The sequence below is a fragment of the Pseudomonas sp. TE36184 genome, assembly GCF_054060055.1.
In genome coordinates this window covers 4463318-4483629 of the sequence record NZ_JBSSCU010000001.1, presented here as the reverse complement: position 1 = coordinate 4483629, position 20312 = coordinate 4463318, and the positions used below count along the sequence as shown (strand labels likewise).

The following is a 20312-nucleotide window of genomic DNA, read 5'->3' as shown; positions in this document are numbered from 1 at the left end:
GTCATACCTCGTTGAGCGGTTGAGCGGCATCCAATGCCGCGCGGCCCCGGGGGCCGTGGAAATATTCGTGAATCCAGGCGTCGTCGGTTTCCGAGACGACATCGATGGCATCGGCCACCAGCACTTTCTTCTGCGCCAGCACCGCCACGCGGTCGGTGATGGTGTACAGCGTGTCCAGGTCATGGGTGACCAGGAACACACTCAAGCCCAGCGCATCGCGCAGGGTCAGGATCAGTTGGTCGAATTGCGCGGCGCCGATCGGGTCGAGCCCGGCGGTGGGTTCGTCGAGGAACAGGATGTCCGGGTCCAGCGCCAGGGCACGGGCCAGGGCTGCACGCTTGATCATGCCGCCGGACAGCGACGCCGGGTATTTGTCGGCCGCCGACAACGGCAACCCGGCCAGGGCCAGTTTGACCGCAGCCAGGTGCTCGGCGTCGGCGCGGCTCAGGCCGGCGTGCTCGATCAGCGGCAGCGCGACGTTCTCGGTCACCGTCAGCGAGGAAAACAGCGCGCCCTTCTGGAACAGTACGCCAAAGCGTCGTTCCACCAGGGAGCGCTCATGCTCCGGCAGGTTCGACAAGTCCTTGCCGAATACCCGTACCTCGCCTGCGCTGGGCCGGCGCAGGCCGACGATGCTGCGCAACAGCACCGACTTGCCGCTGCCGGAACCGCCGACCACGGCGAGGATTTCGCCCTTGTACAGATCCAGGTCGAGGTTTTCATGCACGCTCTGGCTGCCAAAGCGATTGCACAGCCCACGGACTTCGATCACCGCCTCGCTGGGCGCTCGGGGTCGGCGACTCACCAGCTCATCTCCATGAAGAACAGCGCGGCGACTGCATCGAGCACGATCACCACAAAAATCGATTGCACCACGCTGGAGGTGGTATGGGCGCCGACCGACTCGGCGCTGCCGCTGACCTTGAAGCCTTCCAGGCAACCGATGGCGGCGATCAGGAAGGCGAAGAACGGCGCTTTCACCATGCCCACCAGGAAATGCTTCACGCCAATGTCCGACTGCAGCAGCGAGAGGAACATCGCCGGCGAAATATCCAGGGTCAGCGCACACACCACCCCGCCGCCGACAATCCCCGAGAGCATCGCCAGGAACGTCAGCATCGGCAGCGACACCAGCAGTGCCAGTACCCGGGGCAATACCAGCAACTCCATCGGGTCCAGGCCCAGGGTGCGGATCGCGTCGATTTCTTCGTTGGCCTTCATCGAGCCGATCTGTGCGGTAAAGGCACTGGCGGTGCGGCCGGCGATCAGGATCGCGGTGAGCAAGACGCCGAATTCCCGTAGGAAGGAGAACGCCACCAGGTCCACGGTGAAAATTGTCGCGCCAAAGCTCTTGAGTACCGTGGCACCGAGGAATGCCACCACGGCGCCCACCAGAAACGTCAGCAAGGCGACGATGGGCGCGGCGTCGAGGCCGGTCTGTTCGATATGCGCAACCATCGGCGTCACGCGCCAGCGCTTGGGCCGGAAAATGCTGCGGGCGAAGGTTTCCAGGATCAGGCCGATAAAGCCCAGCAGTTGCTTGCTGTCCAGCCACACTGTGTCCACCGCGGCACCGATGCGCGCCAGCAACTGGATGCCGGCGGCTTCTTCCGGCGCTTTTTCCGGTACGCAGAAATCGTTCAGGGAGCGGTAGACGGTCTTGAGCAGCGCGCGGTCGGCGGCGGACAGGCTGCAATCGGTCTGCTCGGCGGATTGCTCGATGCGGTCCGGGCCCAGCAGCTCCACCAGCAGTGAGGCGCCGGCTGTGTCGAGGGCGCCGAGGCCATTGAGGTCGATGCGGGCGCCGGCGTCGTATTGGCCGTCGAGTTTGTCCGACAGTTTCTTCAGGTTTGTGTAGTGGGCAAGCGTCCAGTCCCCCGTAATCCTGAGTAACGGGGGGGCGGTGGACGTATCGAGGTGGGCTGTGCCGGCCGAGGTACGAGTGGTCATAAGCTCCGAGCTTGTCTGGCTATCCACAATGCCTACGTAATAGCACGATACAGCTTACTTTGGGTTGTCCGTTTGTGCTGTGTCAGTCACTTTGAAGCGCAGCACACCGATCACCTGCCCGTCCTCGGTCAGCACCCGGACTTGCCAGCGCCCCACGGAGTCGGCCGGGAAGTTCTGCTTGTGGGTCCAGGCGCGGTAGCCTTCCTTGCGCCCGCCGTGGATATCCAGGGCGATGCGGTCGACTTCCTGGCCGTTGAATTTCCACACATGGTAGATCCGCTCATCCAGTCCGCGCGGGGCATTGATCGCGGTATAGGCATACAGCCCGCCGCTGCGCAGTTGGGCGGCGCTGACCTCTTTGAGATCGTCGCCGGGTGTGCGGTCTTGCAACTGGGTGCTGATCGCCACTTCGGTCATCCACAAGGTGGCCGGTGGAACCCAACTGCGTAGGAACCATCCGGCACAGCCAATCGCGGCCGTGACCCCGAGCAGCATCGCCCAGCCTTTGACGCTGCGCAGCGGCAGGCTTACGGCCAGGCTCGGGATCGACAGGACCATGGCCACGCCGAGGGCCAGCTTGTAACTCTCGGCGGTGGTCAGGTGCAGGATGATCGGCAGCGCGGTGAGCAGCGCGGCGAACAGGGTCAAGGTGTGCAAGGCGAGGAACAGCGAGCGTTTGGGCGCCAGCCACTTGTAATACAGCGGGTCGGTGATCGACACCAGCGCCGCCGCGCCGAGCAGCCCGGTGAAGATCGATTGGCCGCTGTTCCAGGTGGTGGTGATGAAAAAGAACGGCAGCACGAAAAACAGACTTTCCTGGTGGATCATCTGGGTGGCGTAGCGCAGCAGCGGTTCGGGGATTTCGCGCTTGAAGAGTTTGGTGAACAGCTGGGTAAAGCTGTTTTCCAGCATCAGCCACAGCCAGCTCACCAGCATGATCACCGCGATCCAGCTGGCCATGCCCTGCTGGCGGTCCACTAGGATGAAGCTGCTCACCCCCGAGATGAAACCGCCGAGTGCAATCACCCCTGGGTAGCGCTTCATCAGTTCGAGGATGCGCTGGATGTAGTGGTTCAGGTTCGGCATTCGGCGGTCACAGTCTTTGTAGGAAAAATCCCAGACAGAATAACGTCTTAGCCCTGGGTGCGGTGCCTCATTACGCGATCCGTTTGCGATAACTGCGCACGCCGATCACTCCAATCGCGATCAGCCCGAGCACACCGGCGCCGATCCAGTTCAGCATGTCGTAGCTCAGCAGCGGTTTCTCGATGCGCCAGTAGCCCGGCTGCTTGAAGAGTTGGCGCATGGCCTGGTTGGTCTGCGCCAGGCTCACGGCCTTGATGCGTTTGACCGGGTCGCTGAAGTGACCGTTGTCATAGTCGCCCGAGGCGCTCCAGTAATAGTCGGCCAACGCGCTGTTGCCCTGCACGGCCCAGGCCTGGCGTGCGATGGCGGCGTTTTGCAGGCGGGCGAATGCCGCCGGGTCGAGGCCGTCCTTGAGCAGTTGGGCCGTGAGGTCTTGCAACACCTGTTCGGCTTCGGCGAGGTTTTCCCGTTCGAGGTCGGCATTCAGGCTGAGGAAACCGACGCCGCCGAGCACTTCGCGTTCGCTCCACGGGCCGTAGGACAAACCGTGCTTGAGGCGCAGTTGGCGATACAGCGCCCAGTCGAGGTAGTCCTTGAGCAGGTTGTAGGTTTCGTCATGCTGGTCGTCGAGTACCGGCTCGGGGAACAACCAGTGCAGTTTGGCGCCGTTGCCGACCCAGCCATGGATCAGATCGCGGCGGTTGGCGGCGGCGTGCTGGATTTCCGGCAGGGCCAGATGCTCGGTGGGCTCGACCGGGACAAGTTGGCCATAAGTGCGTTCCAGATAGGCCGGCAGCAGTTTGTCGAGGTCGCCGACGATGATCAGCGTCATGTTGTTGGGGGCGTACCAGTTTTTGCGCAGTTGCTCCAACTGGTCGCGGGTCAACTGGCCGGCCTCGGCGCGTTCGGCGCACTTGAGGCCCAGTTCGACCGCCAATTGGTTGCTGGCGGTGTGGCCCAGGTCCTGGCGGTCCAGCAGGCGTTGCAGGTGCGAGTAATGGCCGCCGTCTTCGCGCTCGACCACCTGCTTGGCGGCATTGATATGGGCATCGGTCAGTTCGGTGCGGGTGAGGATCGCCCGCAGCAGGTCCAGGACCTTGCGCTGGTTTTGCGCGGGCGCCTCGATCACGAAGGTGGTGTCGGCGTTGCTGGTGTAGGCGTTCCACTCGCCGCCCAGGGCTTGCATGCGTTCTTCGAGGTCGCCTTCGCCGCCGCCGTCGATACCGCTGAACAACAAGTGTTCGAGCAGGTGTGGCAGTTCCTTGTCTTCGCAGCGGAAGTCATCCAGGCCCACGCCGACCACTAGGCGAATCGCCACATGCCCGCGTTCGGTGCCCGGTTTGAGCAGCAGCTGCAGGCCGTTGGGCAAGGTGTAACCCTCGACGTGCAGGCGGTCAAAGGCAAAGGCATGTGCAGAGCCCATGAGCAGGCAGGCGAGTAACAGGCGACGCATAACTGGCTTCCTGGCGAGTGAGGTCAGTGTTAACTGACTTCAGCGGCCGTCTTACGTTCAGGGCGAATGTGTGATGTCGGCAATATCTTCGGCGGACAGCGCGCCGGTGTCGGACGTTTCCAAGACTACATAAGCACTGCTGCAAAACAATGAGTTCAAGCGTTTCATGTCGGCAATCAGTTCCAAATGCAGGGAACTGGTCTCCAGGCTCTGTACGATCTTGCGTTGCAGGCGGCTGACGTGGGCATGGGCCAGGCGCCGCTCCTGGGCGCGGAAGCGGCGTTTCTCGCGCAGCAATTGGCGCGCGCTTTCCGGGTCGGCACTGAGGAATACCGACAGGCCCAGGCGCAGGTTGGCAATCAGTTGGCTGTGCAGGCCGGTGAGTTCTTCCAGGCCCACTTCGGAGAACTGGCGACGCTGGGACGTTTTCTGCTGCTGGACTTTGCGCAGCATGCGTTCGATCAGGTCGCCGGCCAGTTTCAGGTTGATCGACAGCTCGATGATCTCGGCCCAGCGGCGGTTGTCCTGTTCGCTGAGGTCTTCGCGGGGCATTTGCGCCAGGTAGAGTTTGATCGCGCTGTAGAGCGCCTCGACGTCGTCGCTGAGGCTGCGCATTTCCTGGGTGATGGCCGTCTGTTTGCCGCGCAGCACTTCGAGCATCGCGGTGAGCATGTTGTCGATCAGGTCGCCCAGGCGCAGGGTTTCCCGCACCGCGTTGGCCAGCGCCAGGCTTGGCGTGGCCAGGGCGGCGAGGTCCAGGTGGCGCGGCGTGGCCTTGCCGTTGGCCTCTTCCCGTTCGGGCAGCAACCACGCGCAGACCCGGGCCATCGGGCCGATGCTCGGTAGCAGGATCAGGCAGCGACTGACGTTGTAGAGCAGGTGGAAGCTGATGACCATGCCTTGGGCGCTGTAATCCAGGCCGTCCATCCACAACACAAGCGGGTCGAGCACCGGGATGATCAGCAACAGGCCGATCAATTTGTACAACAGGCTGCCCAGGGCCACCTGGCGTCCGGCGGCGTTCTGCATGTTGGTGCTGAGGAAGGCGAGCACGCCGCTGCCGATGTTGGCGCCGATCACCAGGCCGATGGCCACGTGCAAGCCGATCAGTCCGGCGCCGGCCAGGGTGGCGGTCAGCAGTACGGCGGCGAGGCTGGAGTAGGAAATCATCGCGAACAACGCGCCGACCAGCGCATCGAGCAGGATGTCGCCGGTCAGTGAGGCGAACAGCACCTTCACGCCCTGCGCGTGGGTAATCGGCCCGGCGGCTTCGACGATCAATTGCAGGGCGAGGATGATCAGCCCGAGGCCGATTCCGACCCGACCCAGTTGCCCGGCCCGTGTCTGCTTGCGCGAGAGGAAGAAGATCACCCCGAGAAAGATCAGCAGCGGCGACAGCCAGGACAGGTCCAGGGTGAGCACCCGGGCCATCAGCGCCGTCCCGACGTCGGCGCCGAGCATGGTCGCCAGGGCAGGCATCAGCCCCATCAGGCCCTGGCCGACAAACGATGTGACCAGCATGGCGGTGGCGTTGCTGCTCTGCACCATGGCCGTCACCAGGATACCGGCGACGAACGCCAGCCAGCGCTTGGACATGTTTTGCCCGATGACGTGGCGCAGGTTGGAACCGTAGACCCGCAGGATGCCGGTACGGACGATATGCGTGCCCCAGATCAGCAGGGTCACGGCGGAAAGCAGATTGAGCAAGGTCAGCATGCTCGGCCCCCCGTGTGGGTGGGCTCCAACAGGAGCCAATGAGAATTGCCGCGTGCCGTTCTACGTCTTGTACTTAAGCTGTAGTTGGCGAAAGGGCTGTGCGCCAGCATCGCATAGCTAAAGTCGGGTTTGAAACAAAACTGTCATGAAACCAGTTTTGTGCAGATGAAAAAATGGGGCGCGAACGCCCCATTTCAGCAGCGGATCAAGATTATTGACCCGGAATGTCCTTGCGCAGTTTCACAGGGTCCTGCTGTTTCTTCTTTTTCGCGATGGCGGTACGCATCTTGATGTTCACCGCTTCCACCGCCAGCGAGAACGCCATGGCGAAGTAGACGTAGCCTTTAGGCACATGCACGTCGAAGGATTCGGCGATCAGCACGGTACCCACCACTACCAGGAACGACAGCGCCAGCATCTTCAGCGACGGGTGCTTGTCGATGAAGTCACTGATGGTGCCGGCCGCTGCCATCATCACCAGCACCGCGACCACGATCGCCGCGATCATCACCGGCACGTGGGACACCATGCCGACGGCAGTGATCACCGAGTCGAGGGAGAACACGATGTCGATGATCGCGATCTGGATGATGGTGTAGATGAACTTGCCACCGGCGCCTTTGGGCTCTTCGTGGGTTTCGTCTTCACCTTCCAGGGCGTGGTACATCTCCTGGGAGCTTTTCCACAGCAGGAACAAACCACCGAAGAACAGGATCAGGTCGCGCCCGGAAATGCCCTGGCCGAAGACCACGAACAGGTCGTCGGTCAGGCGCATGACCCAAGTGATGGACAGCAGCAACAGGATTCGCGTGACCATGGCCAGGGCCAGGCCGAAGATCCGGGTACGCGCCTGCATGTGCTTGGGCATGCGGCTGACCAGGATCGAAATCATGATGATGTTATCGATGCCCAGGACGATCTCGAGGGCCGTCAGGGTGAAGAAGGCAATCCAGATTTCCGGATTGGTCAGCCATTCCATGTGTATTCCTTTAAGCGAGTGTTAAACCGCGCCAGCTGCAGCGCCGCGCGGTGAGTCGGTACGATTATAGAGTGCTGAACAGCGGAAAAATCCCCATCAGCAACGCCGCGAACATTATGCACAGGCAAACCAGCACTGCCCACTTCAGGGTGAAGCGCTGGTGATCGCCGAATTCGATACCGGCCAGGGCCACCAGCAGGTAAGTCGATGGCACCAACGGGCTGAGCAAGTGTACGGGTTGGCCGACGATGGAGGCACGGGCCATTTCTACGGCGGTGATGCCATAGTGACTGGCGGCTTCGGCCAGCACCGGCAGTACGCCATAGTAGAACGCATCGTTGGACATGAAGAAGGTGAACGGCATGCTCACCAGTGCGGTGATCACCGCCAGGTAAGGGCCCAGGGCTTCTGGAATGACCGCCAGCAGGCTCTTGGACATGGCGTCGACCATGCCGGTGCCCGACAGGATGCCGGTGAAAATCCCTGCAGCGAAGATCAACCCCACCACGGCCAGTACGCTGCCGGCATGGGCGGCGACGCGGTCTTTCTGCTGTTGCAGGCACGGGTAGTTGACGATCATCGCGATACTGAACGCCACCATGAACAGCACCGGCAGTGGCAACAGGCCGGCGATCAATGTACACATCAGCGCCAGGGTCAGCACGCCGTTGAACCAGATCAGCTTCGGACGGCGGGCATCCGGGTATTGCGACACGCTGATTTCGCTGTGATCGATCTCGTCGCCCTGCAGGTGCAGTTCACCCAGGCGCGCACGTTCGCGCTTGCCGTACATGTAAGCGATCACCAGGATCGCGACCACGCCGGCGGCCATGGCCGGGATCATCGGGACGAAGATGTCTGACGGGTCCACATGCAGCGCACTCGCGGCGCGAGCGGTCGGGCCGCCCCAGGGCGTCATGTTCATCACGCCTCCGGCGAGGATGATCAGGCCGGCCATGATCCGCGGGCTCATGCCGATGCGCTGGTACAGCGGCAGCATCGCGGCCACGCAGATCATGTAGGTGGTGGCGCCGTCACCGTCGAGGGACACCACCAAGGCCAGCACGGCGGTGCCGACCGAGACTTTCAGCGGGTCGCCCTTGACCATCTTGAGGATCTTGCGCACGGCCGGGTCGAACAGGCCGGAGTCGATCATCAGGGCAAAGTAGAGGATGGCGAACATCAGCATCACGCCGGTCGGCGCGAGCTTGGTAATGCCTTCGAGCATCATCGGGCCGATCTTCGGCGCGAAACCGCCGAACAGCGCGAACAGAATCGGCACGATGATCAGGGCGATCAGCGCGGACAGGCGCTTGGTCATGATCAGGAACATGAACGTGATGACCATGGCAAAGCCAAGGAAAGTCAGCATAGGAATACTCCAGGCGTAGCGCGGCTAAGGAATGGCGAACCGGGTGGGGTCAGCGCAGAACGAGAGGCACGAGGCTTACGGGTGGAGTGGGGGCGAACAGGCGGGAGCGAGCGGACATCGGGAATCACCATTGTTGTTGTTAACAGCCGGTCTGTTGCCGGCAGTGGGGGCGATCCTAGACGCGTAAGCTTTCAGCCAGCTTTCGTTGATCAAACAGGTGAGGTGGAAATGACACACGGTCTCCAGGCCTGCGCAGATCAACATGTGGGAGGGGGCTCGCTCCCACATTCAGCTGGTGTATGCGCAAATTTTCAGGGCAGTTCGAGGCCGCCCGCTGCTTTGTGCAGTTTGCGCAGATGTTCGCCAATCTGCTTGAGGTTAGCTTCACACGCGGCAATCTCGGCGGCGCGGGACGGGTCCAGCAGCGCCCTCACCTCTTTATCCAGTTCGCCGGTCAGGGATTGCAGCTGTTTCTGGCGCTCGGCACTTTCCGATTCCAGCCGCTTGGACTCCGAAGGTTGCGGCAAGCCATAGCCACCGCTGCCCAGCAGTTCTGCCGGGCGGCTGAGGAAGCCGCTGTTGGCGAGAATCTGCTGCAGCGTGGCGTTGGCTTTCTCCATGCCGCCATTTTTCAGCTCGCGGGCGCCGAGGTAGCGTTGTTTGACTTCGTCCTGGGCCAGCATCAATTGCTTGCGAAAGCTTGCCTGTTCCAGCAGCAGTAATGCGGCGCTGGTGCGCAGGTCGGCCTGCTCGAACCAGTGGCGGCGCTCTTGCGCGCTCAGGGACAGCCAGTCTTCGACCTGGGTCTGTTGGATCGGCAGGCGCTTGCGCAGCACGTCGAACATCGCTTGGTAGCGCTCGCGGAACGAGTCGAAGTGATAGCCCAGGCGCAGCGCCTCGCGCTTGTCGTTCAACACGCTGGTATCGGCCAGGCCGCGCGCCTGCAGGACCTCCAGCAGCCCGTTGGGCGTGATGTTGTCCAGACCGGTCAATTGCGGGTTGGCGCTGCCGCTGCGTAACAGTTTCAGGCCTTCGACCGCGCAGTTGTTGGACAGGAAGAAGTAGTTGCCGTCGTAGCTCCAATGCATTTCGGCCGCGTGTTCGACGGTGTCCTCGATCTCCCGGCGCGTCAGCTTCAGCGGCACCGAGGCGAGGCCGCGCAATTCGGTCTTGGTGTACTCGTCGATGACCTGGGCCAGCGGCAACACGAACAGCCGTGACGGGTACTTGCCCACCAGGCCATCCCAGCTCGACAGTTGTACGTCACCGACAAAGGCGCGGTAGGACAACACCAGATGCTGGTCCAGATCCAGCCGACAGTCCGGGCCGCGAGGGCGCCCCGGCGCGCAGATCACCAGGCGCAACATGCTGTGGCCCCAACGACTGACCAGGTTCTGGTTGGCTTCGGCGAGCAGGTAATCGATTTCGTAGACCCGTTCCGGGTCGACATGGCCCAGGGGCGTCTTGGCGAAATCGTTGCCGGCGTTGAGGAAGGCGTAGGTCTTGGCGCAGGTGTCTTGCGCGGGCGGCGCCCAGCCAAAGTGTTTCTTGTAATAGCGGAACAGCGCGGGGCGGCGGCAGGCGTAGCTCGGGTCGAGGAGGAAATATTCCATGTTGACCGCGACGAACTCCAGCGGGCTGCTGGTTTCGTAGAGGTCCGGGCTGCGCGCGACCTGGCGGTTGTGCTGCTCGCGCTCACCGCGGCGGCCGACGTATTGCGGCCAGCCGGCGAGGTCGAGCAGGCGCGGGTCGTCGCTGAGGGTGAAGCGGCGGTCGTTCTGGCCACGGCATTGATCGGGCAGGCCGACCAGGCCGGTGATGCTGTTCTGGCGGCTGCAGCGTCGGATCAGCGCGCGCTCGTCGCTGGGCCACAGGCGCGCACGGTCGTAGATGTGGGTCAGTTCATGCAGCACGGTGGCGAGCATTTCCCGGCGCACGGTACCGTGGGGGCGGTTGGTCTTGCGGGTGGCGGCGCTGCCGTCGGTCAGGCTGGCGAGCAGGTTGCGGTTGAGGTCCAGCTCGGACACCAGGGAGGCCTGGCCGTAGGCGTTGGCGGGCATCTTGTCGGTCCAGCCGACATCGATGCGCCGGTCCAACTGTTCGATGAAGCGCGGCGGCAGTGAGTGCAGCGCTTCATCGAGCAACGCCTGGCTGGCCTGCTGTTCGGCTGGGCTCAAACCTTCGGTAATGAGCCGCAGTTGCAGGCTGGCCTGGGCTGCGCCGGCACACAACAGCACAGCCCCGGCCAGGAGCCAGGCGATGAGACGCCTCACAGCGCGAGAATGGCTTCGGCGAGGGTCTGGTCGCTGGCATCACGGGCTTCCGGTACGCGGGTGCGCAGGGTGTCGAAGGCGGCTTCGAGTTGTGCGCCACGGATCTCGCCGTTGCTGGCGACGAAGCTGGCGGCGTCATCGTGGGCTTCGCGCACGATTTTGGAGTCGCGGATGGAGGTGGTGGTGTCCGAGGTGAAATCAATGGTGCGCGCGGAGGCGCGGACGATGATGTTACTGGTGGCCTTCAAGGTCTGCGCGTGGGCGACATCGGTCAACAACAGCAGGCCGAGAGCGGCGGCGATCAGCGGGCTACGCATGGAATGACTCCGAAATACAAAGATGATTATTGGACGAGAATTGCTTGCGCCAGTTCAAGGTCGCTGGCGTTAAGTTTTGGTTGGCTGCGGCGCAGACGATCCAGCGCTGATTCCAGCCGAGCCCCCCGCCATCGGCCGTCAGTGGCAATGAATGCGGCAGCGTCATCCTGGGCGGCCAGCACCCACTTTCGGTCAAACGGCGCGGAGGTCACTTTGCTGGTGGCATAAGCGCTCACCACAGTGCTCTGGGTGGACAGATCAAAGGCCGAAGCCAATGGCGACCAGCCGGCAGCAAACATCACGGGAACCAGCACTAGGCGGTATGAAAAAGCCATGGGACTCGACAACTGAAAGCGAGCGCCAAGGCTAGCGCAATGCCCGGGCGAGAGCCAGCGTCGAGGCATCCGGGAGCGGCTGGCGCTCCCTTGTTCCGACGGGTTTTCAGATGGCCAGAATGGCCTGGGCCAGTTGTGCGTCTGTCGCAGCGCTCAGTTGTGGCGCTTGCTGGCGGATCTGTGCCAGGGCGCTTTCCAGTTTGACCCCACGAATGGCGCCTTGGCTGGCGACGAAGCTGGCGGCGTCGTCACGGGCGGCGCGCACGACCTTGTTGTCACGCAGGGAGGAGGTGGCATCGGAACTGGCATCGGAGGTGGCTTTCAATGCGCCGACGATCGAGTCGGTCGTCACGATGAGGCTGGACGCATGGGCGTTGGCGGCGAGGGCCAACAGGGCGGCGGCACTCAGCAGGCGAAGACGGGACATGGGGTTACTCCTGTAGATGAACAAATAAGGTCACGCGCAGCGGCCACTGTGAAACGGATGTGGATGCCATTGAGCATCAGACGCCCGTTCTACACGGTTCGCCACGTGGTGACCGGATATTAAGCCGCGGCCTGTCCATTCGAAAAGCGTCTTGACTGTCTAGTCACGCCAGAACGGCTTGGACAGCTCGACCTGGCGCTCGCCGGGGCTGATACCCGCGTCGGACAGCTCTCGCGGGTCGAGCTGGGCCAGTTGGTGTCGTTCTCGGGCCTGTTGCCGCCACCTGGCGAGCGTGGCGACGGTGCGGCGTAACAACGTGGTGCGCGGGGTTGGTGGGTGCATGGGGAGCGCCTTACAGGGTCTTTTTTTTGGAAGACCATGTTGAGCGGATCGTTTCGACCGATACAGATACACCGGCACTCAATTGTACTGCTTAATTGTTATAATAATTGAACTGTACTGGTTGATTTGCAAGCGATCTGTTCGGGGCCGAAAACACCCGGGCCCAGACACAACAAAGCCCGCCTCCGGTGACCCGGGGCGGGCTTTGCTTAACGAATCAGGTTGCTGGCTGTGGACCCGGTGGGTCAGGGCCAGCGGGCGCTCATTAGCGCCAGAACGGCTTGCTCAGCTCTTCGTAGCGTTGTGCTTCGCTGATACCTGCGTCAGCCAGCAGACGCGAATCCAGACGAGCCAGTTGATGGCGGCTGGAGATGCGGCGCTGCCACAGCATCAGGTTGGCGATAACGCGCAGAGGCAGGGAAGCCTGGGTGCTTACAGCTTTTTCTTCAAAGAACAGATCGGAACTGAGTGTACGTTCCATGATGACATCCTTCCGCTTGTGGCGGGATTAGGTAGTGGTTTAACTGATGCCAATGATCCTCCTCCCGCGCAAGACTCTCTAGATACAGTTCACCTGTATTGTGAGGGGCCAGTTAACTGTTTATAGCGGCTGTACTGTACGGAAATGGGGCAACTGTACCTGTCCGCACTGAAACAGTGCAAAAATGGCATTTTAGAAGAAGGGTGTGGGATATTTCGGTAGGAAAAGACCGGTACAGCAGTACAGTTTTTTACAGAAAGGAGGGTGGTGCAACCGAGCTGATGAAACTGTGTGCATCAGCTCGGTTGTGTATCGATCAATCCTTGAGCATGTGCCCGGTTTCTTCCAGGTTAATGTGCCAGCTCAGGGCTTCGCGCAGGACGTGAGGGGTGTGGCCACCAATCGCGCAAGCGGCGTTGAAGTATTTGTTCAACGCATCGCGATAGTCCGGATGCACGCAGTTGTCGATGATCACCCGTGCGCGCTCCCGTGGCGCCAGGCCACGCAAGTCGGCGAGGCCCACTTCGGTCACCAGGATGTCGACGTCGTGCTCGGTGTGGTCGACGTGGCTGACCATCGGCACCACGCTGGAAATCGCCCCGGCCTTGGCAATCGACTTGGTCACGAAGATTGCCAGGTGCGCGTTACGCGCGAAGTCGCCCGAGCCGCCGATTCCGTTCATCATCCGCGTCCCGCACACGTGCGTGGAGTTGACGTTGCCGTAGATGTCGAACTCCAGCGCGGTGTTGATCGCGATGATGCCCAGGCGACGAACCACTTCAGGGTGGTTGGAAATTTCTTGCGGGCGCAGCACCAGTTTGTCCTTGTAGTGCTCCAGGTTGCCGAACACGTTGCTGTTGCGTCGCTCCGACAAGGTGATCGAACTGCCGGAGGCGAAGCTCAGCTTGCCGGCGTCAATCAGGTCGAACGTCGAGTCCTGCAGCACTTCCGAATACATGGTCAGGTCTTCGAACGGCGAATCGATCAAGCCACACATCACGGCGTTGGCGATGTTGCCGATCCCGGCCTGCAGCGGGCCGAGCTTGTTGGTCATGCGGCCGGCGTCCACTTCCTGCTTGAGGAAGTTGATCAGGTGGCTGGCGATGCCTTGGGTGTCGGCGTCCGGCGGCGTCACTGTGGAAGGCGAGTCAGCCTTGTTGGTGATCACGATGGCGACGATCTTCTCCGGCGGAATCGGGATCGCGGTGCTGCCAATGCGGTCGTCGACTTTTACCAGCGGGATCGGCGTGCGCGTTGGCCGATAGGTCGGGATGTAGATGTCGTGCAGGCCTTCCAGGTTCGGGTTGTGCGCCATGTTGATCTCGACGATCACTTGCTTGGCGAAAATCGCGAAACTGGCCGAGTTGCCCACGGAAGTGGTCGGCACGATATGGCCTTGTTCGGTGATCGCAACGGCTTCGATCACGGCAATGTCAGGCAGCTTGAGCTGGTTGTTGCGCAGTTGCTCGACGGTTTCCGACAAATGCTGGTCGATGAACATCACCTCGCCGGCATTGATCGCCTTGCGCAGGGTGCTGTCGACCTGGAACGGCATGCGTCGCGACAGTACGCCGGCTTCGGTCAGTTGCTTGTCGAGATCGTTGCCCAGGCTGGCGCCGGTCATCAGGGTGATTTTCAGCGGCGACGTCTTGGCACGTTCGGCCAGAGCTTGAGGGACGGCTTTGGCTTCACCCGCACGGGTAAAGCCGCTCATCCCGACGGTCATGCCGTCCTCGATCAGTGCGGCGGCATCAGCCGCGCTCATGACCTTGTTCAACAGCGAAGGCAAGCGGATACGATCACGGTACATGGATTGTTATCTCGAGATACGGAGGCAAGGTGCGCAGTTTAGTGATTTCAAAAGTTTTCGGCCCGCTACCATGGTCGAATGCCGGGCAGCGATTTAGGGCCTTTGGTCGGTTTTCATGCTGCAATAAAAAACCCTAGCCTACTGCAGGCCAGGGTTTCGGGTATTGCGCTGGCGCAGTGTTACTCGACAGCCTTGACCATGTCTTCGATAACCTTCTTGGCGTCGCCGAAGACCATCATGGTTTTGTCCAGGTAGAACAGCTCGTTGTCCAGGCCGGCATAGCCGCTGGCCATCGAGCGCTTGTTGACGATGATGGTCTTGGCCTTGAACGCCTCGAGGATCGGCATGCCGGCAATCGGCGAGTTCGGATCGTTCTTGGCGGCCGGGTTGACCACGTCGTTCGCGCCGAGCACCAGTACTACGTCAGCCTGGCCGAATTCGGAGTTGATGTCTTCCATCTCGAACACCTGGTCGTAAGGCACTTCGGCCTCGGCCAGCAATACGTTCATGTGTCCGGGCATGCGGCCGGCCACCGGGTGGATCGCGTACTTCACGGTCACGCCACGGTGGGTCAGCTTCTCGGTCAGTTCCTTCAGCGCATGCTGTGCCCGTGCCACTGCCAGGCCATAGCCCGGCACGATGATCACGGTATCGGCGTTGGTCAGCAGGAACGTGGCGTCGTCGGCCGAGCCGGACTTCACCGGGCGCGCTTCTTTCGAGCCGGCCGCCGCACCGGCATCCGGCGCATTGCCGAAACCGCCGAGCAGCACGTTGAAGAAGGAGCGGTTCATCGCCTTGCACATGATGTAGGACAGGATCGCACCGCTGGAGCCCACCAGCGAGCCGGCGATGATCAGCATCGAGTTGTTCAGCGAGAAGCCGATCCCTGCCGCAGCCCAGCCGGAGTAGCTGTTGAGCATCGACACCACTACCGGCATGTCGGCGCCGCCGATCGGGATGATGATCAGCACGCCCAGCACGAACGCCAGGGCCAGCATCAGCGCGAAGGCAGAGAGGTTGCCGGTGAACATGAAGGTCAGGCCGAGCCCCAATGTAGTCAGGCCGAGCACCAGGTTCAGTTTGTGTTCGCCGCCGAACTGTACCGGTGCGCCTTGGAACAGGCGGAACTTGTACTTGCCCGACAGCTTGCCGAAGGCGATCACCGAACCGGAGAAGGTGATGGCGCCGATGGCGGCACCGAGGAACAGTTCCAGGCGGTTACCGGCCGGGATCGCATCGCCCAGGTGTTTGACGATGCCCAGGGATTGCGGTTCGACCACGGCGGCAATGGCGATAAACACCGCGGCCAGGCCGATCATGCTGTGCATGAAGGCGACCAGTTCCGGCATCTTGGTCATTTCCACGCGCTTGGCCATGATCGAGCCGGCGGTGCCGCCGATCAGCAGGCCCACGATCACGTAGCCGATGCCGGCAGTGGCAAGCTCAGCGCCCAGCTTATAGATGAGGCCCACGGTGGTGAGCACCGCCAGCGCCATGCCGAGCATGCCGAACAGGTTGCCGCGCCGCGAAGTGGTCGGATGCGACAGGCCTTTGAGGGCCTGGATGAAACAGATCGACGCGATCAGATAGAGCGTCGTGACAAGATTCATGCTCATTACTTCGGCGCCTCTTCTTTTACTTTCGGGGCTTTCTTCTTGAACATCTCAAGCATCCTGCGAGTCACCAGGAAGCCGCCGAACACGTTGACGGCCGCCAGGGCCACGGCCAGGGTGCCCATGGTCTTGCCCAGCGGAGTCACGGTCAACGCAGCAGCCAGCATGGCGCCGACGATCACGATCGCCGAGATTGCGTTGGTCACCGCCATCAACGGCGTGTGCAGTGCGGGGGTAACGTTCCAGACCACGTGGTAACCGACATAAATCGCCAGCACGAAGATGATCAGGTTGTAGATACCGGGGGAGATAAGCTCTTCCATCGTCTGAATCCCTGCTTAGGCGTTTTTGCGGATGACTTGGCCGTCGCGGCACATCAGGCACGCGGCGACGATGTCGTCTTCGAGGTTGATTTCAAACTGCCCTTCCTTGTTGAAGACCAGCTTCAGGAAGTCCAGCAGGTTGCGCGCATACAGGGCCGATGCGTCGGCGGCGACGGCACCCGCCAGGTTGGTCGGACCGCAAATGATCACGCCGTTTTCCACCACCACCTGGTCGGCGACGGTCAGCGGGCAGTTGCCGCCCTGGGCTGCGGCAAGGTCGATCACCACTGAGCCCGGCTTCATCTGGGCAACCGTGTCGGCGCTGAGCAGGGTCGGAGCCTTGCGGCCCGGGATCAGGGCGGTGGTGATGACGATGTCGGCCTGCTTGGCGCGTTCGTGGACCGCCAGGGCCTGGCGTTGCATCCAGCTGGTCGGCATCGGGCGTGCGTAACCGCCGACGCCGACGGCGCATTCACGCTCTTCGTCGGTCTCATAAGGCACGTCGACGAACTTGGCGCCGAGGGATTCGATCTGCTCTTTCACGGCCGGGCGCACGTCAGACGCTTCGATCACTGCACCCAGACGTTTCGCCGTGGCGATGGCCTGCAGGCCCGCGACGCCAGCGCCGAGGATCAACACGCGCGCGGCTTTTACCGTACCGGCGGCAGTCATCAGCATCGGCATGAAGCGTGGGTAATGATGGGCGGCGAGCAACACGGCCTTGTAACCGGCGATGTTGGCCTGGGACGACAGCACGTCCAGGCTCTGGGCCCGCGAAGTCCGCGGCGCGGCTTCGAGCGCGAAGGCCGTGATGCCCTGCTCGGCCAGCTTGGCGATGGTTTCATTGCTGAACGGATTGAGCATGCCCACCAGCACGGTGCCGCTTTTGATCAGCGTCAGTTCGCTGTCGCTGGGGGCAACCACTTTGAGGATCAGCTCCGCGCCAAATGCATCGCTGGCGCTGCCAATGGTTGCACCTGCCGTTTCATAGGCACTGTCGACGATGCTGGCTTTAATGCCCGCCCCGCTTTGTACAGTGACCTTATGGCCCTGGCCGATCAGCTTCTTGATGGTTTCCGGGGTGGCAGCCACCCGCGTTTCACCGGTCTGGGTTTCGAGAGGAACACCAATGTGCACGTGAAATCTCCTGCATGATCTTTTTGCTTTTGATCTTATTGTAAAAAGGCCAGCGCACCGTGAGTGGCGCATCTGGGGCGGCCGATCAGCACGATCCCGCTGAAATGACAGCGGGGCGCGGCATTTTGCAGGCGAACTTTACGGCCTTCAAGGGATTATGACGGGTGACGAAAAATTAACTACAAGTCACCCTGTGACTGATTGTCGCAATGCCTTGAGATAACTTATTTAAATACAAGTGGTTAAAGGTGTATTTCGGTTTTTTTGTAGTTTCGCCCTCGCCGTTGTGAATAGTCGGGCATTAGCCGGTAATAGTCGCTACAAGCCATGAGAATCATGGCTTTTAGCCTCATTTTCGCCGAACAGGTACAGTTTGCTGGAATGCGACATTTATATATATCTGTAGGATTCTATTTTAACTGACTACATAGTCAACAAATGCCACTCCGTCCTTAGATTACTGGGCTATAGCGCTGGGACTGGTCGATCAGCCAGTCCCTGAAGGCGTGCAGGGAGGCCGATTCGACTTTCCTGTCAGGAATCATCAAGTAATACGCCTTCGAACTGCTCAGTGCTTCAGGGCTCGCGATCACCAGTTGGTGCTCGTTCAGTTCGCGCTGGATGAGGAACGGTGGAATCAGCGCAATGCCCATGTCATGCATGGCCGCCTGGGACAACATCGAGAATAGCTCGTAGCGGGGGCCTGTCATGTCGCGGGGTATGTTCAGTTGTTGCGCGTTGAACCACTGGCGCCAGGCATAGGGCCGCGTGGTCTGCTGCAGCAGCGGCAGTTCTGCGATTTCCTGGGGGCTGAAGTGTGTGCGGCTGCCGAGTAAGCGCGGGCTGCACACCGGGACCGGGTTCTCTCCCATCAGCCGGTGGGATTCGGTACCGGACCAGTCGGCATCACCGAAATAGATCGCGGCGTCGAATTCGGTGTCGGCAAACAGGAAGGGGCGCGTGCGGTTGGTGAGGTTGACCGTGACTTCCGGGTGCTGGCGCTGAAAGTCCTTGAGACGAGGGATCAGCCATTGGGTGCCAAAGGTCGGCACCACCGCCAGCTCGATGACGTTCGCGCCCTGCTGTCCCATGACGGACAAGGTGTCGCGCTCCACCGCGTCCAATTGCGTGGCGACACGACGGCTATACGACAGGCCCGCTTCTGTGAGCTTGACCCCACGCCGCGAGCGTCGAAACAGTTCGACACTCAAAAACTCCTCGAGGCTGGCGATCTGTCGGCAAATGGCGCCCTGAGTGATGGAAAGCTCCTGCGCCGCCTTGGTAAAGCTCTCGTGGCGGGCTGCAGCTTCAAAGCTGACAAGGGCGGTGGTGCTGGGGATTTTTCTGCGCATGTACCTTGTTCTCACTTATAAGGCGCGTTTGCGCCCTTCTCGGCCGTTACGGAGTGAGAAATTAGCACAAGCCTATGCAAAAACCTCGTTTGCCCTCTGCGCTTGCCGAGCCTAGTCTGCATCCACGACTTCTGATTTCTTTGCGAGGACTTATTCATGGCTGGCAAGGCAAGCTTCAACTGGATCGATCCACTGCTGCTGGATCAACAGCTCACCGAAGAAGAGCGCATGGTGCGCGACAGTGCTGAGCAATTCGCCCAGGACAAGTTGGCGCCAAGGGTGCTCGAAGCCTTCCGCCATGAAAAGACCGACCCGGCGATCTTCCGTGAGATGGGCGAAACCGGCCTGTTGGGCGCGATGATTCCCGAGCAGTACGGCGGCAGTGGCCTGAATTACGTCAGCTACGGGTTGATTGCGCGTGAGGTCGAGCGAGTCGACTCCGGCTATCGCTCGATGATGAGTGTGCAGTCGTCACTGGTCATGGTGCCGATCAATGAGTTCGGCACCGAAGCGCAAAAACAGAAATACCTGCCGAAACTGGCGTCGGGTGAATGGATCGGTTGCTTCGGTCTGACCGAGCCTAACCACGGTTCCGACCCGGGCGCGATGATTACCCGGGCACGCAAGGTGGATGGCGGCTACAGCCTGACCGGCGCCAAGATGTGGATCACCAACAGCCCGATCGCCGATGTGTTCGTGGTGTGGGCCAAGGACGATGCCGGCGATATCCGCGGTTTTGTCCTGGAGAAAGGCTGGAAAGGTCTGAGCGCTCCGGCGATTCACGGCAAGGTCGGCCTGCGGGCTTCCATTACCGGCGAGATCGTCATGGACAACGTGTTCGTGCCCGACGAGAACATCTTCCCGGATGTGCGTGGCTTGAAAGGCCCCTTCACCTGCCTTAACTCCGCTCGTTACGGGATCTCCTGGGGCGCGCTGGGAGCTGCCGAGTTCTGCTGGCATACCGCTCGCCAATACACCCTTGATCGGCATCAGTTCGGTCGGCCATTGGCGGCGACCCAGCTTATCCAGAAGAAGCTCGCGGACATGCAGACCGAGATCACTCTGGCCCTGCAAGGCTGCCTGCGCCTGGGGCGGATGAAGGATGAAGGCACTGCGGCGGTGGAAATCACGTCGATCATGAAGCGCAATTCCTGCGGCAAGTCGCTGGATATCGCACGCATGGCGCGGGATATGCTGGGCGGCAACGGTATCTCCGACGAGTTCGGGGTGGCGCGTCACCTGGTCAACCTGGAAGTGGTGAACACCTATGAAGGTACCCACGATGTACACGCCTTGATTCTGGGGCGCGCGCAAACCGGTCTTCAGGCGTTCTATTAATAGGAGCA

19 protein-coding genes are annotated in these 20312 nt (G+C 61.4%); 1 reads left to right on the top strand and 18 read right to left on the bottom strand.

Features of this window, described 5'->3' with window-relative positions; genetic code table 11:
- Window position 1: 1 nt before the first annotated feature.
- The 18 genes from ACVWZP_RS20100 to ACVWZP_RS20015 all read right to left on the bottom strand — a co-directional run bounded on the left by ACVWZP_RS20100 (window position 2) and on the right by ACVWZP_RS20015 (window position 18966).
- The gene (locus ACVWZP_RS20100) at window positions 2–805 is read right to left on the bottom strand and encodes an ABC transporter ATP-binding protein (protein WP_017849042.1); all 804 of its coding nucleotides are present in this window, start codon (window positions 803–805) and stop codon (window positions 2–4) included.
- Window positions 802–1950, bottom strand: a complete 1149-nt coding sequence (locus ACVWZP_RS20095; RefSeq protein WP_046381527.1) for an ABC transporter permease — start codon at window positions 1948–1950, stop codon at window positions 802–804. The genes ACVWZP_RS20100 and ACVWZP_RS20095 overlap by 4 nt, the downstream gene beginning before the upstream one ends.
- 54 nt (window positions 1951–2004) lie before the next feature.
- Complete coding sequence (locus tag ACVWZP_RS20090; protein WP_017849044.1) at window positions 2005–3036, bottom strand: DUF5924 family protein; 1032 nt, start codon at window positions 3034–3036, stop codon at window positions 2005–2007.
- A gap of 70 nt (window positions 3037–3106) precedes the next feature.
- The gene (locus ACVWZP_RS20085) at window positions 3107–4489 is read right to left on the bottom strand and encodes a M16 family metallopeptidase (RefSeq protein ID WP_046484541.1); all 1383 of its coding nucleotides are present in this window, start codon (window positions 4487–4489) and stop codon (window positions 3107–3109) included.
- A gap of 57 nt (window positions 4490–4546) precedes the next feature.
- Window positions 4547–6205 carry a Na/Pi cotransporter family protein gene (locus ACVWZP_RS20080; protein ID WP_017849046.1) on the bottom strand — a complete coding sequence of 553 codons (1659 nt, stop codon included), beginning with the start codon at window positions 6203–6205 and terminating at the stop codon, window positions 4547–4549.
- Between the two features lie 211 nt (window positions 6206–6416).
- Window positions 6417–7184, bottom strand: coding sequence for a TerC family protein (locus ACVWZP_RS20075; RefSeq protein ID WP_017849047.1), 768 nt, complete (start codon window positions 7182–7184; stop codon window positions 6417–6419).
- A gap of 64 nt (window positions 7185–7248) precedes the next feature.
- Entirely contained in the window at window positions 7249–8556 is a 1308-nt protein-coding gene (locus ACVWZP_RS20070) for a CitMHS family transporter (RefSeq protein WP_017849048.1), read from the bottom strand.
- Between the two features lie 311 nt (window positions 8557–8867).
- Window positions 8868–10829 (bottom strand): DUF7844 domain-containing protein, encoded by a 1962-nt coding sequence (locus ACVWZP_RS20065; RefSeq protein WP_457370090.1) that lies wholly within the window; start codon window positions 10827–10829, stop codon window positions 8868–8870.
- A complete protein-coding gene (locus ACVWZP_RS20060; protein ID WP_017849050.1) occupies window positions 10826–11146 on the bottom strand; it encodes a DUF2388 domain-containing protein in 321 nt (106 codons plus the stop codon). Before ACVWZP_RS20060 ends, ACVWZP_RS20065 begins: the two co-directional genes overlap by 4 nt.
- A gap of 26 nt (window positions 11147–11172) precedes the next feature.
- Window positions 11173–11481 carry a DUF2388 domain-containing protein gene (locus tag ACVWZP_RS20055; protein WP_046381522.1) on the bottom strand — a complete coding sequence of 103 codons (309 nt, stop codon included), beginning with the start codon at window positions 11479–11481 and terminating at the stop codon, window positions 11173–11175.
- Between the two features lie 106 nt (window positions 11482–11587).
- Window positions 11588–11908 (bottom strand): DUF2388 domain-containing protein, encoded by a 321-nt coding sequence (locus ACVWZP_RS20050; RefSeq protein ID WP_017849052.1) that lies wholly within the window; start codon window positions 11906–11908, stop codon window positions 11588–11590.
- Between the two features lie 159 nt (window positions 11909–12067).
- Entirely contained in the window at window positions 12068–12250 is a 183-nt protein-coding gene (locus ACVWZP_RS20045; protein ID WP_017849053.1) for a DUF1127 domain-containing protein, read from the bottom strand.
- Window positions 12251–12515: 265 nt separating this feature from the next.
- Window positions 12516–12731: a DUF1127 domain-containing protein gene (locus tag ACVWZP_RS20040; protein ID WP_017849054.1), complete on the bottom strand. Its 216-nt coding sequence runs from the start codon at window positions 12729–12731 to the stop codon at window positions 12516–12518.
- Window positions 12732–13047: 316 nt separating this feature from the next.
- The gene (locus ACVWZP_RS20035) at window positions 13048–14541 is read right to left on the bottom strand and encodes an acetyl-CoA hydrolase/transferase family protein (RefSeq protein ID WP_017849055.1); all 1494 of its coding nucleotides are present in this window, start codon (window positions 14539–14541) and stop codon (window positions 13048–13050) included.
- A gap of 179 nt (window positions 14542–14720) precedes the next feature.
- On the bottom strand, window positions 14721–16157 hold the full coding sequence (locus tag ACVWZP_RS20030) for an NAD(P)(+) transhydrogenase (Re/Si-specific) subunit beta (RefSeq protein ID WP_457370089.1): 1437 nt from the start codon (window positions 16155–16157) through the stop codon (window positions 14721–14723).
- The gene (locus ACVWZP_RS20025) at window positions 16157–16477 is read right to left on the bottom strand and encodes an NAD(P) transhydrogenase subunit alpha (protein WP_003187417.1); all 321 of its coding nucleotides are present in this window, start codon (window positions 16475–16477) and stop codon (window positions 16157–16159) included. Before ACVWZP_RS20025 ends, ACVWZP_RS20030 begins: the two co-directional genes overlap by 1 nt.
- A gap of 15 nt (window positions 16478–16492) precedes the next feature.
- A complete protein-coding gene (locus tag ACVWZP_RS20020) occupies window positions 16493–17614 on the bottom strand; it encodes a Re/Si-specific NAD(P)(+) transhydrogenase subunit alpha (RefSeq protein ID WP_046381520.1) in 1122 nt (373 codons plus the stop codon).
- A 452-nt stretch (window positions 17615–18066) separates the two neighbouring features.
- Window positions 18067–18966 carry a LysR family transcriptional regulator gene (locus tag ACVWZP_RS20015; RefSeq protein ID WP_104904171.1) on the bottom strand — a complete coding sequence of 300 codons (900 nt, stop codon included), beginning with the start codon at window positions 18964–18966 and terminating at the stop codon, window positions 18067–18069.
- Between the two features lie 156 nt (window positions 18967–19122).
- On the opposite strand from ACVWZP_RS20015, the gene ACVWZP_RS20010 reads away from it, so the two are divergent.
- A complete protein-coding gene (locus ACVWZP_RS20010; RefSeq protein WP_017849059.1) occupies window positions 19123–20304 on the top strand; it encodes an acyl-CoA dehydrogenase in 1182 nt (393 codons plus the stop codon).
- Window positions 20305–20312: the final 8 nt, after the last annotated feature.